We start from the raw sequence: 15,385 nt of genomic DNA, 5'->3' as shown, positions 1-15,385 counted from the left end.
CTTTTACTTTTACTTATAATAATTAAAAATTCGTCCAGATGCGATATCTGCAATTTCTTCTGGAATAAATGTTTTACTTATATCAGTGCCAACATTTAATACAGCTGTAGCATCTTTCTCAATGCTACCAAATAACTCTTTCCCACGTATCGTAATAAGGGGCGTTCCTTCTGGCAACACATCTTTTACAAATTCCATTTGTGTAAAGAACGGAACGATCCATCTACCTTCTCCTTGGAAATGACGCAAACGAAGTATTCCTTCTGTTGCCCCGTCCTCTGCTTCTAGTGAACCAGCAACATAAAACTCAGTAGATAAGAGCAATTCATAAAATTCCTTTTGCTTCTGTTTATCATCCCCTGCTACAACAAGTACCTCTTCTAATTTCTTTACTGAAATTTGCTCCATATGATGCCACCCCTATTTTCAAAATGATTGTACTTAGATTATACGAAATATTCTTATTTTTTTCTACATAATTCGCAATTATTTTCTTAAAATAATTTTAACACTTCTTTTGTCGTCACAATCGTAGCAAACTCTTCATGTAAATTTACAAGTGTCATATTGTGAATATCCTCTGCACTATACTCCTTACCATCTAAACCTTTACGGTTAAAAGTAGCCGTTGCATCACTCACTAAATATGTTGTAAATCCTAAATTCCCTGCCATTCGTGTCGTAGTTTCCACGCAATGATTTGTCGTTAATCCTACAACCACTACTGCATTACATTTGTTCTTTCTTAATCGCTCTTCTAAATTTGTCCCAATGAACGCGCTGTTAACGAATTTCTGAATAACCACTTCACCAAGTAGTGGTTGCACTTCTTCTTTAAAGTTTACCGTTTCCGCTCTCTCATAAAACATTGACTGAGCATTTTCTTTATTTACATGTTGAATATGAAAAACTGGTCGTTTCCTTTTTCTCCATTCTTCTAACAAAATTCTCATGTTTTCTTCAGCAAAAATATTATTTCTCTCGCCCCAATCTGGTAATTGAAATGCCTTTTGTACATCGATTATGATAAGTGCTATTTGATTTGTCATCATTTCCCCCTTAATTTGGCTGTAATTGAAATAGAAAACCAAGTTGTTGTGACGCAGTAATAAAGCAAACATAGGCGCAAAGCTCTACAATTTCTTTTTCTGTCCAATATTGTTTTAATGCGTGAAACATAGTATCATCTATTGCTTTTCGGTCATGAACAAATGTATGCGCAAAAGTAACGGCTACACCAATCTCCTCTGCCTTTTGCACATCATCTGGTCTTCCCTTTGCCATACAGTACAGACATTCATTCCCATACGCTAATGTTCTTCTCACTTGCTCCTTCAACTCTGCTGAAAGAGTTCCTTTATTGTACAGTGTATCTTCTAACTTACTCCACGAGTGTAATATATCCGAATTATGCCCTAATAACTTTTGAAACTTTGTATCTCCTACATTTGATAATGAAATTCTCTCCATCATTTCCCCTCCTATTTCCTTCTGTTTTATTGTAAAATAAATAACGTTCACTTTACATTTCATATGAATCTTAATTTATATTTTCCCTTTACAAAAATCATTATTTTACTGGAGGTATATTTACAAATGCAATTAGACCGTGTTGATCGAAAAATTTTAAATGAATTATATAATGATAGTCGCCTTTCGATGCGTGAATTGGCTAAACGAGTAAACTTATCTGCTCCGTCTACTTCAGAACGTGTTCGTAAGCTCGAAAGCGAAGGTGTTATTCAAAAATACACAATTGATATTGATTATAAAAAGGCAGGACTAGTTTTAGATTGTATTTTAGAAATCACCTTAAAGAATGGTGATACAACACGTATGCAACAATTTATTCAGTCTTATCCATCTGCAAGTTTTTGTTACCGAGTAACAGGAAGCTTATGCTACATTGTAAAAATTTCTGTTCCTTCACTCGTTGAACTTGAAGAATTTATCAATGATGTTTCTTCATATGCAACGACAGTTTCTCATATCGTATTATCAGAAGTATCTCTTACTCCTGATATTGAACATATCTTCCCAGAAGATTAATTTATTTTTATTCATAAAATATAAAAAAACCCCTTACAATAAGAATAAAAATAATATATTATGTATTAAAATACATAAAGTTCGAGAAAGGGGCTTTACATTGAAAATCTGGTTTTATGAAAAAACGGCACAATTAGATGACTTGCTTGGTATTTGGGACAATGTTCCGACCATCCCGCGAATTGGTGAAAAAGTGGAGATTTTAAAGACAGTCCGCACTGTTACAGATATTAAATATGTAAAGAACGGTAATAATTTTCGTGTAGAAATTATTACAAATTAAAAAGTAGCTCCTAAGAGCTACTTTTTAATTATCTATTATGTGCTTTCTTTATAACGATTTTATCTTCTTCTACAGCTACTGTTACATAATCATTTTCTTCTAACCGAAGCTTATTTACAGCCTCATCTGGTAACTCTATGGCCATCAATCTATCGGTTACGATCACTTGACTATACACTTCATTTTCTTGTGATGAATTCACTACTTTTTGCTCATTTATAAAACGTACTGGTGGCACGCCAACTTCTTTTACTGTACGCCATTGTTTCCAAACATACGGAATTAACCATAGTAATCCAACAACTGTAAGACCGATACCAATCCATAAATTACTTTGCGCTTGTAATTCAGTAATTGAGATTGTACCACTTTCTTCTCCACCGAAAAATTGCATACTTGTTGCAATCAAATTATTTAGAGCGTGCACAGCTATATTCGTCCATATATTTTTTGTTTTTATGTATAAAAGACACATAACGACACCAAACATGAACGCACCAATAACATCAAAATGTCCTAGGCCAAAAATAATTGAAGATATAATTACAGCTTTTTTAATTCCCCATTTATGAGCCATCCGCTGTAAGAAAAATCCCCTAAAAATAACCTCTTCCATAATAGGTGCTAACACACATGCTGAAATGAAAGTAAATATCGTCATATATACGTTACTCGTATTAATAACATTTCCGTCTTCTAGCATAGTAACTAAGAAATTCGGTAACGTATGTGCTAATATGTAAAATTGAATCTGAGATATGCCAACTGAAAAAATCATCCCCATTATCGTTGCTAATACAATTAATCCCCAAGATAAACGTCCTGGCTTATCAAAAAAACTGTTAAATACAACATTATTTTTATTTGTTTTTACGTATAGCCAAAGTAACGGAAATACAAAAAATACAGTTATTTGTGAAATAACCTCCATCGTATTCTCAGAAACATTTGCTAGACCTAATGGTATCATTATAAGGAACACCCCTATAATCATCCATCCAAAAAAGCTACGTAGCCTTATACGTGAAAATGCATAGTGCATATAGAACACCCCCAAAGATAGTAAAAATAAAATAAAACTTTAATCAGTACTTTATAGGCAATCCTTTCCCTATAAATAGCAGGATAACTAAATTATAATATGAATATAGTTGAAATCCTTCCTATTTTTCTCAAATCATTTCAAACAGCATAGCTCTTAAAATACCATATCGCTGTTCTTCAAGTTGCAATCCAAGTGAAATTTATGTAATAAAAATCCCCGTTTTTACAAGCGGGGATTTCTTTTATTATAATACGTCACGTTTTTGGAATAATGCACTTGATGCTACAAGTAACACAACAAAGTATGCAGCTACAAGTAATAATGAAGTTGTAAACGTAAATTCTGTAAATGTTGGTTCCATTCCACCATTGATTAATTTATTACTATCGTAAGCTCTTAAATCCAAATGGTTGAATACTACAAACTTCGCTACACCTTTTGCAAACATTATTAATACCATGTTAATTGCACCTTGTAAGAAGAATAGGAACATCGTAATAATTAATGGTAATACAGACTTTCTAAAGACATTTGCTAGGAAAAATGCAAGTGTTGCAAAAAAGAATGGTGAAAGTAGTTGATATAAAGTGGACTTCATTACGATTCCTAACGTTAATTCTGTTTTACTACCATCCATTACAATACCGCCAATAATCATTGCAATTAGCATACCAGCTAATACGATAAATAACATTGCTAATAACACTGTAATATATTTAGAAAATAAAACTGCAAGTCTTTTTCTTGGACGGATTAACAATTGTTTAATTGTACCTTTTTGGAACTCATCAGTAAGAGTACGGGCAGCAAGTGTAATCCCAAAAATCGTTGTAAATAAAACAATTAAGCCAATCTCTGAGTTTGCATAATCTAAATATGATCCCTTAAACTCATCACCTTTTCCCCACTTCAACATTGCTAAAGTACCTAAAATTTCGAGTGCCGCAATGACACCAATTAAAATATACATACCTTTTTTCGCATGCAACTTTAAAAATTCATTTTGAATTAATTTAAACATTACGCTTTCACTCCCCCAGTAATCGCTAAGAACTCATCCTCTAACGTTTTATTTTGAACAGTAACTCCGTATACAAGCACATCAGCATGAACAAGTTTTTTTACAAGTTGCGGAATGTTGTCTTTTGTTACAGATGCTACAATTACATTCCCTTTTGCTTTACCTTTAATGATTTCATTTGCTTTCTGAACTTCATCTACTTCAAACGCTACAACGACTGCCTCATCATGTTTCACTTTTTCATGTAAGTTGTACTCTTGTACAAACTCACCTTGTTTAATAATAACAACGCGATCACACATTAATTCAATTTCACTCAATAAGTGACTTGATACGATTACAGCAATATTCTCTTCTTTCGCTAAACGTTGTAAATAATCACGAATTTGGCGAATACCAGCTGGATCTAATCCATTTGTCGGCTCATCTAAAATTAAGATTTTCGGCTGATGAAGTAATGCTTGTGCAATTCCTAAACGTTGTTTCATACCAAGTGAATATGTTTTCACCTTTTTATGAATCGCATGCTCTAATTCAACAAGCTTTACAATCTCAGCAATGCGCTCTTTACTAATTGGAGTAATGGCCATGTTCGCAAAATGCTTTAAGTTTTGCATTCCTGTCATATAATCATATAGTTCAGGATTTTCTACAATCGCTCCAATTTGCTCTAGTGCCTTTTCACGCTCCGAGCGAATACTATATCCACAAATTGTAATATCGCCCTCTGTCATTGAAATAAGACCTGTCATCATACGGATCGTCGTCGTCTTACCGCTACCGTTCGGCCCAAGGAATCCGTATACTTCTCCTTCACGAACCTCAAATGATAAACCACGAATAATTTCCGTTCCACCAATCCTTTTTCGAACATTCTCTAACTTTACTACTACGTTTCCCAATGCTGATTCCTCCTTTAGACTTCTAGTTTTTTATCGATAATATAAGCAATTACATATATTATTAGAGCACTAACCATTACCATGAAACTTATATTAAAAATGTTAAATCCATTTTCTTGAAACATATTAATAAACAGACTCTTGCTTTCACTATGATATTCTACTCTTCGCAATACTTGGAAAGCTGGAGCTAATTTTCCTAGCAAGGTTGTCGCTAAAGTAATCGCTATATTTATTACTAGAAAAATAATAACGATTAGTATATTTTGCGCCTTTTTCTTTTTCGTAAGTAACTTAACTAGAGTAATTACTAATATGATTTGTAACACACTAAACAAAAACTCAAATAAATCGCTTATCGTATATATTAAATTATTAATTATGCCTACTTGCATAATCTCTTTTGCCTCTACATATACAGAAGTCGTAGGAAAAGCTAATATATAACTTACGTAGAAAAGAATTCCACATATCCCATACCATATAGCCATTGCGATAAATGAGAAAATAAGCATAGAAATTACATATTGTTTCCCAGATATTGCTGTAAGTCGTAACATCGGATTAGTTAGTAAGCGTGAATATGATTTCATTGTTTGTATAAACATATAAACAATATAAAAGAAAAATATAATCATAATGATTCCAAATATACCCTCTTGTCTACTGATAGCCGCATCACTTTTTCTTACAATCATTTGTGAAAATAACACAGCTTCAATTAGCACAAAGAATAAAAAAGTAACAATATATCTTTTCTTATTTACATTCCATAAATAGGAAAGTACTGACTTCACTTACTAAACACCTCCTTAAACAATTCATGAACTGCTTTTCCTCTCTGAAAACGAATTTCTTCTACATTTTCATATAGAACCATTTCTCCATCTTTTAAAAAGATCACTTCATCAAAAATATTTTCAATTTCATTTATTAAGTGAGTGGAAATTAATATCGTACAATCTTCTCTATAGAACTGTAGAATTAGATCCAATACATGTTCTCTAGAAAGAGGATCTATCCCGCCCAATGGCTCATCCAGTACGTATAGCTTCGCTTTTCGAGAAAATGTTAAAATGATTTGCAGCTTCTCAACCATACCTTTTGACAATGCTGTAATTTTTTCTTCTAACGGTATTTTAAATTCTGCAATCGTATCTACCGCTTTTTGAATATCGAAGTCTTTATAAAAATCTCGGTAGAAAAATAAAGCGTCTTTTACAGTCATCCAATCATCAAAGATTGGCTTATCGGACATAAATGAAACAATTTCTTTCGTCTGTAACCCTACCTTTTTACCGTCTATTGTAATACTACCTTCAGAAGGGTGTTGCAAGCCTGCAATCATTTTCAATAACGTCGTTTTCCCGCTCCCGTTATCTCCAACAAGCCCAACGATTTTCCCTTCCGTAATCTCTATGTTTAATTCACGGATCACTGCTTTTAATCCGTATCTCTTCCATAAGTTTTCTATTTTCAATAGCTCTGTCATTGGCTCTCCTCCCCCTTATCATGTAATGAAGAACGAAGAATTGTAAGAATTTCTTCTTCTGAAAAACCTAAATTGTCCATTCCATCTATAAAAGAATGAAGCAATTCTTTCGCCATCTCTTTTCGCAGCTCCATAATTTTCTCCCCTTCATTCGTTACATACCGTCCCATTCCTCTACGTGTGACAACAACTCCATCCCGTTCTAGCTCTTGAAATGTACGCTGAATCGTATTTGGATTCACTTGTAATTCACTCGCTAATTCACGGACAGAGGGAATTTTATCACCAGGCAATAAATGTCCTGTTACGATCTCTTTTTTTATGTATTCCATTACCTGAATGTAAATTGGTATATTTGGAGAAAACTCTATTTTCATTTCTTCCCTCCTTTTGTATCAGTGTACTAGTTAAATAATACACTGATACAAAAAGTTTGTAAATACCCATTTAATTACAAAAAGTTCTATCCGTTAACCGAATAGAACTTCCCAAACATAAATCGCTATATAGAAATAATAGTGTTATGTAAACAAAATTATAAAGAAAAGCTGTCTTATCAATGAATAAGACAGCTTTTCTTTATAATCCTATATTAAAAGTTAAACACGAAGTCATCGTCAGCTAACTTTTCAACGTTCGTTGCTTTTACGTAACCATTTCCTTTTACAGAGAAGAAATCATGGTTTTTCGTATCTGTACGTAAACCATTTAAAACGATTGGGTTAATTTCTTCTTCTTCAAACTTCGGCTCAAGTCCTAAGTTCATAAGCCCTTTATTCGCATTGTAACGAACGAAACGACTTACATCTTCTACAAGACCGATAGAAGTGTAAATTTCTTCTGTATAGGCCATTTCAATTTCATATAGTTCCATTAATAACTCTTGTGTTTCTTTTTGCACTTCTTGTTGCTCTTCTGCAGAAAGTTCTGCGAAGATTTGTTGTGCTAAAATACCGACGAATACGCCGTGAATTGACTCATCCTTTACCTTCACATAAGTTCGCTACTCCTATGCCGTTTATACAGCTTACAGTTTCCTGTAAGAAGAGACTATATCATCTACCTTCTCAGGTAGCCCTCCATTTCGATTTAAGGGATTCTCACCCACCGCTTGGCCCTACTCCTCTTGCGGAATTTCACCGCCATTGGGATAGTCGTTGAACGTTCCTTTATCTACGTATCGCACCCACCACTGTTTATACAGTTTTCGATGTCTAATACGGCTTCCTGTGCCGCTCGATAACCCATGTTTTCTTTCAATGGATGCATTAGATTCACCGGCTTGTAGCATCTGAACGATATCCAAAAACATTTCAAGAGTAACACGTCCCCTTGTTTTCAGTTGGTGTTCAGATTTAACCGGCAAATAATTTTGTACTTTTCCCCAAAGATATTTATAACGTTTCTTATGTCGAATTAAAGATACATAATTAGGATGAAGATTATACATATCAGCAATTTCTGGATTTGTCTTTCCGCACTTTAGTAGTTCTACAATCTCAAAAAATTGTGCATCTGTAATTTTTGATTGTGGATTTTTTTCACCTATAACACGTTGCCTTTTCTTCTCTAATTGTTCTTCAGTGAATTTAATTCCATCCAATCCTTCTCCGCCTAATGTCAAGTTATAGCCATTATTATAAGAATCATATAGCCAAATATACTGTTGCTCAATCTCACTCAATTCTTCCAATGAACATTCTATTTCCTCTAGAATTCCATATTCTAAAGTGGATTCATATTTACAATATACTGCTTGTAAATACCTATTATAATGTGTACCACTCTTTAACATCCACATATGTTCCCTAATTCGTTTTAAATTTGAAACGTTCACATCTTTACCAATATAATACTTCCCATTGATTTTTAAATAGTAAATTCCGTACATGTTATCGCTAGATAAAGGCTTCGCTGCTGATTGCCCTATCAGCTATTCTCCTTTCCATCTATTGATAGTTAGAGAATAACCTGAATGCATATATTCATCAATAATAATACAGATAAATTTACAATAGGGGGTCCCAGCAATTAAAAGGGTTTTTCAATTGGTATCTCTACCAAAAGCCGCCATAAGTTAACGGATAATAAGGTTAATAATTTCACCACTTGCCGTCAGTTTACCTTGACCAGCTAAGTAAAGTGGATAGAAGAATCCACTATAGAATAAGTAACTTTCTAAGAACACACTTGCTACCATTGCCATGTATAACTCTTTTTTCGTTACTTCAGGCTTTAATAAACGACGATAGTAACTAGTAATAATACCAGCTTTTTTCTCAAGTAACGGATGATTGTCTACCCAGTCAAAAATATCATCAATTTCTTCTTCTGTAGCTAATGTTGTGAAAATGTGACTATAACTTTTCGCATGTACTTCTTCCATAGCTCCCATGAAAGCTAATACACTTTTCGCTTGTAAATTTTCAAGATGAACAAGTACAAGTGGCATTCCTTCGCCACCTTGTTTCGTATCTAAAAGTGTTAAACCACCTAATACACGCTTATAAGCAATTTGCTCTTCTTTCGATAATTGCACCCAAGTATTTTTGTCAGACGAAACCGCGATTTCTTCTTCTGTCCAAAACTGAGCGATGTTTTGCTTCCAAAACATTAAACTGAAATCATCTTCCTTTTTATTCCAGTTAACAGCGCGCATTGAATCACCCCTATATCTATTATTGTTCTACTGAACGGTTAAATTTCCATCTAACAATGAAAAGCTAACCGTTTAGTAGAACAAACCAAGTATGAGCAGGGTTCATAACCCTGCTCATACTATTGGGTTATTCATTTAGTATGGCAATATGCCATTAAACGGTACACGCCACACACTCTTCCACGCTTAATTTACGTGTTCTCGTATAATACAGACTCTTTAAGCCTTTTTTATGTGCATAGATGTAGTAACGTGCTAATTCACGTGTTGAAATATCACTATTAACGTAAAGAATTGTACTAATTCCTTGGTCAATATGTTCTTGAATTTCTGCGATTAAATCAATTAATTTAAACTGATTCATATCGTAAGAAGATTTATAGTACCAGAACGTATCTTTTGATAAATACGGCATTGGATAATATGTTGTCGCGTTCGCATATGTTCTTGATTCGATTTGACTTACGATCGGCATTACGCTTGAAGTTGCATTTTGAACGTAACTGATTGATTGTGTTGGAGCAATGGCAAGACGATATGAGTTGTATAAACCATTCTTTTGCACTTGCTCTTTTAAACTTGTCCAATCTTCTTTTGTTGGAATATGAATTCCTTCAAATAGTTGCTGAACTTTTTCAGTTACTGGGCTGTAATCTGTCGTTTCATACTTTTCAAAGTATGTGCCATTCGCATAATCAGATTTATCGAAGTCTTTAAATGTCTCGCCTTTTTCTGTAGCGATTTCCATACTTTTCTCAATAGAGTAGTAATTTAACATCATAAAGAATGTACGAGCGAATTCTTTCGCTTCTGCACTTTCATAAGCGATTTTATTTTTTGCTAAATACCCGTGTAAATTCATTGCTCCAAGTCCAACTGAATGAAGCTCGTCATTTGCTTTTTTCACGGTTGGTGCATTCGGAATGATCGTCATATCAGAAACAGCTGTTAAAGCTTCCATTCCTGCATGAACCGCTTCACGAATTTCTTTATTTTCCATTACGTTTACGATATTTAACGATCCTAAGTTACAGTTAATATCACGACGGATAATGTCATCTGTACCGTAATCATTTATTTCTGAAGTTTCTTGAAGCTGGAAGATTTCTGTACATAAGTTCGACATCTTCACAGTTCCAATATCCTTCAATGGATGTTGATTATTTGCATTTGATTTAAACATTAAGTATGGGTAACCAGACTCAAGCTGAATCATAGCGATTTTAATAAGCATATCACGTGCACTAATATCTAGTGGCTTCTTCTTCACTTTCGGATTGCTCATTAATTCATCGTACATTTCATCAATATCAATATCATCTAAATGCTTGCCATATTCTTTATAAACCGTATAAGGTGCGAAAACATGGAAAGGCTCATTTTTCTCAGCAAGCTCAAAGAACTTACTTGGAACGATAATTCCGATTGATAGAGACTGAATACGGCTCTTCTCATCGGCATTTATTTTTTTTGTATCAAGGAATTCAATAATATCCCAATGGAAAATGTTTAAATATACTGCACCGGCACCTTTTCGTTGGCCAAGTTGATTCGCATATGAAAACGAATCTTCAAGCAATTTCATAACAGGTACTACACCACTTGCAGCATTGTCGATACCTTTAATTTGCTCACCACGTGCGCGTAGCTTAGATAAGTTTAAAGCTACTCCCCCGCCGATTTTCGATAATTGCATCGCAGTATTAATGTTAAAGCCGATCGAATTTAAGCTATCGTCCATCTCTAACAAGAAACAAGACACCATTTCTCCTCTTCTGCTTCTTCCCGCATTTAAAAAGGTTGGTGTCGCTGGTTGGTAGTTTTGTTTTACAATCATGCTTGCGAATTGTCTTGCCTTCGAAACATCACCGCGTCCTAAGTATAATGAAACAATTGCTACACGATCTTCATAGCTTTCTAAGTATTGTTTTTGATCATTCGTTTTTAACGCATAATCTTTGTAGAACTTAGATGCTGCCATATAAGATTGGAACTCGAAGTTTTCACCATAAGCGATGTTATATACTTCCTCTACTTCCTCCAAGCTATACTCGTCCAGAACGTTGTAATAGTAATCATGTTCTTTCATATACTCCATTCGCTCTGCCACGCTATTAAAAGGAACGGTATTCTCTCTAGCTTCTTCCATAAAGACTTCTAATGCCTCTTTATCTTTATGAAGCTGATAAAAACCGTCCTGCATTTGCGTGATTTCATTATTCAGTTCAATGTGTCGCAATCTCCCGCACCCTTTCCTTAAAATATTCTACATCGTTATTTGTTCCAGATAACTCAAATTTTGATACAATAGGCACTTCATATTTAGTAGAAATCTTGTCAGCACTTGCACCGAACATGTCTCCCCAGTTACGATTGCCGCTTGCAGATACGCCTTTTAATTTTTCATTATTGCGCTCTAAAAAGTCTAAAACACGTTCTGGTACATTGCCAAAACCTGTTGTATACGTAATAAGAATAAAGTCTTCATCTATTACTAGATCTTCATCAATTTGAACGGCCGGCATATTTAATTTGTGAATGAAACGCTTCACGTTTCCTGTCATAGAATCATATGCAACTAACATTTCCGACCCTCCCTCTCAAATCTATATTCTCTATATGTTGTTCTTGATTTCTCTATATATTGTATTACGTTTCAAAATAAGACACAAGATATATGTATAAATTCTTTCTTTTTTTAACTTTTACTTTTCGACATGATAGCCGTTTTTTTTCAATACAATGACTATGAAACAACATTCTAAAACTCATGTCAATAAAGTGCTTTTCAAAAAAGTTGTCAACGAATTTAACCTTATTTTTAAAAAAGTTAACAATATATTTTGTCATAAAACGGTAGATGCTGAAGAAATATATTTCTCTAGCATCACGCAAAAAAGAACAGATATGAAACGATAATCTGCTCTAAAAAACGATTACATTTATCAAATTTACCTTATTAAATATATTATACATATACTTTCGTCTCTCGTTACATACTAAAAGATAACTATTATAGAAAAAGATTATTATTATGGAACTTCAATTTATTTATGAAAAGTTTATTCAGAGTGCTCAATACGCAAAATATCTTTTACAAATATGTGATGTGGATTTTCATCTTTATCAAGCATTGTACATACAGGAGCCTCTTCATCAAAGTATACAATCATTCCTTCTACATACTGATATGTATGTTGAACTTGTACAGTTACTTTAATTTCTATCGCTTCTTCATATGCTCTTTTTATTTTCTGAAGCATTTTTGCTGAACATTTTCGTTTCTCTGGATACATAACCATTCCCATAAATCTATTGCCGGCTCTATCTTTCCACATATAATCCCAATGTGGTAAAATGCCTTGTTTAAAATCGCCCATAATTCCCCTCTCCTTTATCTTTTATTTATCCCGCATTAAACGTCCAGTTGGTGAAGGATGCCCTGCTGATCAAAATTCCCCTTTATGAACGTGGCGTTTCTGAATATGTATAAATCACTTGCCCGCCTCGCTGTGCGTTACCAATGAAATGCTTAAAGTCTTCTCTATTTACAACAACTTCTCTGAACGTATAAAATACATCTTTCGTAACAACATACTCCGTTATTTCACCATTTTTCAGCTGATCTAAAATTGTATTTGCTAATTCTTTATCCATGTATTTCACCTCTCTGCAATATTTTATTCTATCGTATATTCTATAGGTCAACAACTGTAAAATTATCCCGCTATTTGCGGGTAGTCCGATTGGTGTTGACTACTAATCAGTCGTGGAATGAACAAAAAATCTTACTGATTAACATTTCACTTTATCTTGTTGTTATGCCATGATTTTATTTTCGTTATTTCGCAAACAATATCGTTTTACTATATGTCCACTAAATATCATATACTAACATAGCTACTTCTCTATATCAAACATTTCGGCATTCAATTATGCAAAGTTCCATACCACTATGCTACAATATACAAATAGAACTAGGAGGGATACTATGATTCGGAAAGCAAAAAAGACAGATGCAATGGCAATAGCTCCTTTATTGTATAATGCTCTGCATGAAATTGCTGAAAAAATCACAGGTAGCACAGTTGAAGCAGAAGTATTACTAGGACTTGAGACATGGTTCTCAAAAGAAAATAACCGTCTGAGCTACGAAAACTGTTTTATTTATGAACAAGACGAGAGTGCAGTTGGAATTATTGTCGCTTATCACGGTAGTGAAGCAACACAGCTTGACGCACCAATTGTACATCACTTAAGAGAATTACATAAAGATGAATCAATTACGTTAGAAAAAGAAGCTGAGCTTGATGAGTATTACATTGATACATTATCAGTTTCAAGTGCACACGGTGGAAAAGGTATTGGTTCTAAATTAATTGAAGCTGCCGAAATCTATGCAACTGAAAAAGGGCATGAAAAAATCGCTTTACTTGTTAATTTAGAAAACACACGCGCCTATTCACTATACGAAAAGTTAGGTTATAAAAAAGATGAAATTGTTATGCTAGTAGGCGAACCTTATGCTCATCTCGTAAAACCATTAAACGTCAAAATTTCTATATCTTAAAAAGAAAGCACACGATTTATATAAATCGTGTGCTTTTATGTTAAATTCGTATTTAATATATTTCCATCCATCGCCTCGTGAAACGTATATGTTGTACATCCCCATGGCTTTCTATGCAAAATAGGAGAACCAGACCATCCCATTGCCCTCAGCTCCGTTCCAATCATCGAATTAAAATAATTATGACCTACAAGAGCAATACTTCCATGTACGAGAGCATAACGATGTAACAGGTAAGCCGCTTGCTTTGCCCTCTCTCTTACTTCCTTATAAGACTCAACATCTTTATGGTAGCCAAGTATCCATAATGTGCGCCCAATGAACATCCATACCTTAATTGTGCATTTCAACCACTTCGGAGCAAAAAAGTATGAAGGAACTTCAGCTTCTCTAAAAAGAGAGTTTTGCATAAAAGATAAAGAATCCGTTAATTCAGCTGCTGATTGTACAGCACGTCTTTGATCACTTGTTAAGACAAATTTCGCTGCTTCAATTGCCTCTATTGTTTCTATCGGCATTTTAGCTTTTTGTATCATTGACTCGGAATCATACTGTTTCATCCATTCGTGAAATGAATTAATTGTCATCGGTTCTCTTATACGACCTAAACAACCATGACGAATAAAAGAAATCTTCATTCTTTTCACTCTCCATTCATCACTTACGAACTCTATTATGCACTAGTTCTAAACATCATACCACGCAAGAAAAGAAAGTCATATACCTTTACATCTCCCCACCACTATCATGCGGTATCGAAGCATGGATACCATCCATCCCATCAAAATATGTACTCGTATCATATTGACGAATCTTTTTTAAATGCATATAAGAAAATAAAAATAAAATTAAAGCTATAACACTCCCCACAAATTCAAACATCATTTTACCGCCTCTAATTTCTCCCACTTCAGCAGGTTATTCTACTTTTTCATTATACCTCGATATAAAGATTCCCGCATTTTTGCTATTTTTTTCAAATAACATGGATTTTCTACATATTTTCTTACAAAAAGTGAATATTTTTCGAATTTTTACTTTGGAAACATTTACAAAGTAGGAAATATGGTTCAAAATAGGAGGAAATAAAAAAAAACCAAATTTATTCTTTTTTTGGGAAAACTGTAACAAGGAGAGTTGCTTATGCAGATCGCAGAAACTGGAGATATCATCGAATTTAAAGGTGGAATGCAAGGCCGTGTTCAAAAAGTAAATCAAAACTCTGTTATTGTTGATATAACAATTATGAAGAATTTTAGAGAACTAGATATGGAACCTCTTACAGTTGTAAGTCATAAAAACTATACTGTCATTAATCAAAATGCATAATATAATAGAAAGAAAGGGCCTGTATAGTATACAGG

At 33.9% G+C, this 15,385-nt stretch carries 20 protein-coding genes and 2 pseudogenes; 4 read left to right on the top strand and 18 right to left on the bottom strand.

Going from position 1 to position 15,385, the window contains the following annotated elements; genetic code table 11:
- Positions 1-9: 9 nt before the first annotated feature.
- The 3 genes from MHH27_RS07295 to MHH27_RS07285 form a co-directional block, all read right to left on the bottom strand.
- Entirely contained in the window at positions 10-408 is a 399-nt protein-coding gene (locus MHH27_RS07295) for an SseB family protein (RefSeq protein ID WP_000435265.1), read from the bottom strand.
- Positions 409-494: 86 nt separating this feature from the next.
- A complete protein-coding gene (locus MHH27_RS07290) occupies positions 495-1,049 on the bottom strand; it encodes a cysteine hydrolase family protein (protein ID WP_000184438.1) in 555 nt (184 codons plus the stop codon).
- 10 nt (positions 1,050-1,059) lie between these two features.
- Complete coding sequence (locus tag MHH27_RS07285) at positions 1,060-1,473, bottom strand: carboxymuconolactone decarboxylase family protein (protein ID WP_072939645.1); 414 nt, start codon at positions 1,471-1,473, stop codon at positions 1,060-1,062.
- Between the two features lie 123 nt (positions 1,474-1,596).
- Here MHH27_RS07285 and MHH27_RS07280 point away from each other — a divergent pair, with 123 nt between their 5' ends.
- Positions 1,597-2,049 (top strand): Lrp/AsnC family transcriptional regulator, encoded by a 453-nt coding sequence (locus tag MHH27_RS07280; RefSeq protein WP_001175505.1) that lies wholly within the window; start codon positions 1,597-1,599, stop codon positions 2,047-2,049.
- Between the two features lie 100 nt (positions 2,050-2,149).
- On the top strand, positions 2,150-2,332 hold the full coding sequence (locus MHH27_RS07275) for a DUF3913 family protein (RefSeq protein ID WP_000707107.1): 183 nt from the start codon (positions 2,150-2,152) through the stop codon (positions 2,330-2,332).
- 28 nt (positions 2,333-2,360) lie between these two features.
- On the opposite strand, the gene MHH27_RS07270 is transcribed toward MHH27_RS07275, so the two are convergent.
- The 13 genes and pseudogenes from MHH27_RS07270 to MHH27_RS07210 form a co-directional block, all read right to left on the bottom strand.
- Positions 2,361-3,374 carry a CPBP family intramembrane glutamic endopeptidase gene (locus tag MHH27_RS07270; protein WP_000558812.1) on the bottom strand — a complete coding sequence of 338 codons (1,014 nt, stop codon included), beginning with the start codon at positions 3,372-3,374 and terminating at the stop codon, positions 2,361-2,363.
- A 247-nt stretch (positions 3,375-3,621) separates the two neighbouring features.
- On the bottom strand, positions 3,622-4,398 hold the full coding sequence (locus tag MHH27_RS07265) for an ABC transporter permease (protein ID WP_000475427.1): 777 nt from the start codon (positions 4,396-4,398) through the stop codon (positions 3,622-3,624).
- On the bottom strand, positions 4,398-5,300 hold the full coding sequence (locus tag MHH27_RS07260) for an ABC transporter ATP-binding protein (protein WP_258131791.1): 903 nt from the start codon (positions 5,298-5,300) through the stop codon (positions 4,398-4,400). Before MHH27_RS07260 ends, MHH27_RS07265 begins: the two co-directional genes overlap by 1 nt.
- 14 nt (positions 5,301-5,314) lie before the next feature.
- Positions 5,315-6,097, bottom strand: coding sequence for a hypothetical protein (locus MHH27_RS07255; protein ID WP_000843919.1), 783 nt, complete (start codon positions 6,095-6,097; stop codon positions 5,315-5,317).
- Positions 6,094-6,792 carry an ABC transporter ATP-binding protein gene (locus tag MHH27_RS07250; protein ID WP_000137741.1) on the bottom strand — a complete coding sequence of 233 codons (699 nt, stop codon included), beginning with the start codon at positions 6,790-6,792 and terminating at the stop codon, positions 6,094-6,096. The genes MHH27_RS07255 and MHH27_RS07250 overlap by 4 nt, the downstream gene beginning before the upstream one ends.
- Complete coding sequence (locus tag MHH27_RS07245) at positions 6,789-7,169, bottom strand: GntR family transcriptional regulator (protein WP_098256708.1); 381 nt, start codon at positions 7,167-7,169, stop codon at positions 6,789-6,791. Before MHH27_RS07245 ends, MHH27_RS07250 begins: the two co-directional genes overlap by 4 nt.
- A 215-nt stretch (positions 7,170-7,384) precedes the next feature.
- Positions 7,385-7,780 (bottom strand): annotated as a pseudogene (locus tag MHH27_RS07240) (ribonucleotide-diphosphate reductase subunit beta); the annotation flags it as partial.
- A gap of 129 nt (positions 7,781-7,909) precedes the next feature.
- Positions 7,910-8,683 (bottom strand): GIY-YIG nuclease family protein, encoded by a 774-nt coding sequence (locus MHH27_RS07235; protein WP_258131792.1) that lies wholly within the window; start codon positions 8,681-8,683, stop codon positions 7,910-7,912.
- Positions 8,684-8,872: 189 nt separating this feature from the next.
- Positions 8,873-9,451: pseudogene (locus tag MHH27_RS07230) on the bottom strand (ribonucleotide-diphosphate reductase subunit beta); the annotation flags it as partial.
- Between the two features lie 154 nt (positions 9,452-9,605).
- Positions 9,606-11,690 carry a class 1b ribonucleoside-diphosphate reductase subunit alpha gene (gene nrdE, locus MHH27_RS07225; RefSeq protein WP_001215839.1) on the bottom strand — a complete coding sequence of 695 codons (2,085 nt, stop codon included), beginning with the start codon at positions 11,688-11,690 and terminating at the stop codon, positions 9,606-9,608.
- Positions 11,677-12,036, bottom strand: coding sequence for a class Ib ribonucleoside-diphosphate reductase assembly flavoprotein NrdI (gene nrdI / locus MHH27_RS07220; RefSeq protein ID WP_000959447.1), 360 nt, complete (start codon positions 12,034-12,036; stop codon positions 11,677-11,679). The genes nrdE and nrdI overlap by 14 nt, the downstream gene beginning before the upstream one ends.
- 477 nt (positions 12,037-12,513) lie before the next feature.
- Positions 12,514-12,831, bottom strand: a complete 318-nt coding sequence (locus MHH27_RS07215; protein WP_000502199.1) for a hypothetical protein — start codon at positions 12,829-12,831, stop codon at positions 12,514-12,516.
- 82 nt (positions 12,832-12,913) lie between these two features.
- Positions 12,914-13,108, bottom strand: coding sequence for a hypothetical protein (locus MHH27_RS07210; protein WP_000356686.1), 195 nt, complete (start codon positions 13,106-13,108; stop codon positions 12,914-12,916).
- A gap of 334 nt (positions 13,109-13,442) precedes the next feature.
- Between MHH27_RS07210 and MHH27_RS07205 the strand changes: the two genes are divergently transcribed.
- Entirely contained in the window at positions 13,443-14,021 is a 579-nt protein-coding gene (locus MHH27_RS07205; protein ID WP_000619547.1) for a GNAT family N-acetyltransferase, read from the top strand.
- Between the two features lie 35 nt (positions 14,022-14,056).
- Here the strand turns inward: MHH27_RS07205 and MHH27_RS07200 are convergent, their stop codons facing one another.
- Both MHH27_RS07200 and MHH27_RS07195 read right to left on the bottom strand, forming a co-directional pair.
- Positions 14,057-14,659: a histidine phosphatase family protein gene (locus MHH27_RS07200; protein ID WP_075720137.1), complete on the bottom strand. Its 603-nt coding sequence runs from the start codon at positions 14,657-14,659 to the stop codon at positions 14,057-14,059.
- A gap of 88 nt (positions 14,660-14,747) precedes the next feature.
- Positions 14,748-14,903 (bottom strand): hypothetical protein, encoded by a 156-nt coding sequence (locus MHH27_RS07195; protein ID WP_176545674.1) that lies wholly within the window; start codon positions 14,901-14,903, stop codon positions 14,748-14,750.
- Positions 14,904-15,164: 261 nt separating this feature from the next.
- Between MHH27_RS07195 and MHH27_RS07190 the strand changes: the two genes are divergently transcribed.
- The gene (locus tag MHH27_RS07190; RefSeq protein ID WP_001165082.1) at positions 15,165-15,350 is read left to right on the top strand and encodes a YkvS family protein; all 186 of its coding nucleotides are present in this window, start codon (positions 15,165-15,167) and stop codon (positions 15,348-15,350) included.
- Positions 15,351-15,385 lie beyond the last annotated feature (35 nt).

It is taken from the genome of Bacillus sp. FSL L8-0152, assembly GCF_038006365.1.
GTDB classification, from domain to species: Bacteria; Bacillota; Bacilli; order Bacillales; family Bacillaceae_G; genus Bacillus_A; species Bacillus_A cereus.
This window is presented reverse-complemented; position numbering and strand designations above follow the sequence as displayed.

Excerpts from the sequence above, each read along its gene's own strand:
- MHH27_RS07295 (WP_000435265.1), bottom strand. The coding sequence starts at position 408 with ATGGAGCAAATTTCAGTAAAGAAATTAGAAGAGGTACTTGTTGTAGCA.
- MHH27_RS07285 (WP_072939645.1), bottom strand. The coding sequence starts at position 1,473 with ATGATGGAGAGAATTTCATTATCAAATGTAGGAGATACAAAGTTTCAA.
- nrdI (WP_000959447.1), bottom strand. The coding sequence starts at position 12,036 with ATGTTAGTTGCATATGATTCTATGACAGGAAACGTGAAGCGTTTCATT.
- MHH27_RS07190 (WP_001165082.1), top strand. The coding sequence starts at position 15,165 with ATGCAGATCGCAGAAACTGGAGATATCATCGAATTTAAAGGTGGAATG.
- MHH27_RS07280 (WP_001175505.1), top strand. The coding sequence starts at position 1,597 with ATGCAATTAGACCGTGTTGATCGAAAAATTTTAAATGAATTATATAAT.
- MHH27_RS07235 (WP_258131792.1), bottom strand. The coding sequence starts at position 8,683 with ATGTACGGAATTTACTATTTAAAAATCAATGGGAAGTATTATATTGGT.
- MHH27_RS07245 (WP_098256708.1), bottom strand. The coding sequence starts at position 7,169 with ATGAAAATAGAGTTTTCTCCAAATATACCAATTTACATTCAGGTAATG.
- MHH27_RS07290 (WP_000184438.1), bottom strand. The coding sequence starts at position 1,049 with ATGACAAATCAAATAGCACTTATCATAATCGATGTACAAAAGGCATTT.
- MHH27_RS07250 (WP_000137741.1), bottom strand. The coding sequence starts at position 6,792 with ATGACAGAGCTATTGAAAATAGAAAACTTATGGAAGAGATACGGATTA.
- MHH27_RS07215 (WP_000502199.1), bottom strand. The coding sequence starts at position 12,831 with ATGGGCGATTTTAAACAAGGCATTTTACCACATTGGGATTATATGTGG.
- MHH27_RS07200 (WP_075720137.1), bottom strand. The coding sequence starts at position 14,659 with ATGAAGATTTCTTTTATTCGTCATGGTTGTTTAGGTCGTATAAGAGAA.
- MHH27_RS07210 (WP_000356686.1), bottom strand. The coding sequence starts at position 13,108 with ATGGATAAAGAATTAGCAAATACAATTTTAGATCAGCTGAAAAATGGT.
- MHH27_RS07270 (WP_000558812.1), bottom strand. The coding sequence starts at position 3,374 with ATGCACTATGCATTTTCACGTATAAGGCTACGTAGCTTTTTTGGATGG.
- MHH27_RS07265 (WP_000475427.1), bottom strand. The coding sequence starts at position 4,398 with ATGTTTAAATTAATTCAAAATGAATTTTTAAAGTTGCATGCGAAAAAA.
- MHH27_RS07195 (WP_176545674.1), bottom strand. The coding sequence starts at position 14,903 with ATGTTTGAATTTGTGGGGAGTGTTATAGCTTTAATTTTATTTTTATTT.
- MHH27_RS07205 (WP_000619547.1), top strand. The coding sequence starts at position 13,443 with ATGATTCGGAAAGCAAAAAAGACAGATGCAATGGCAATAGCTCCTTTA.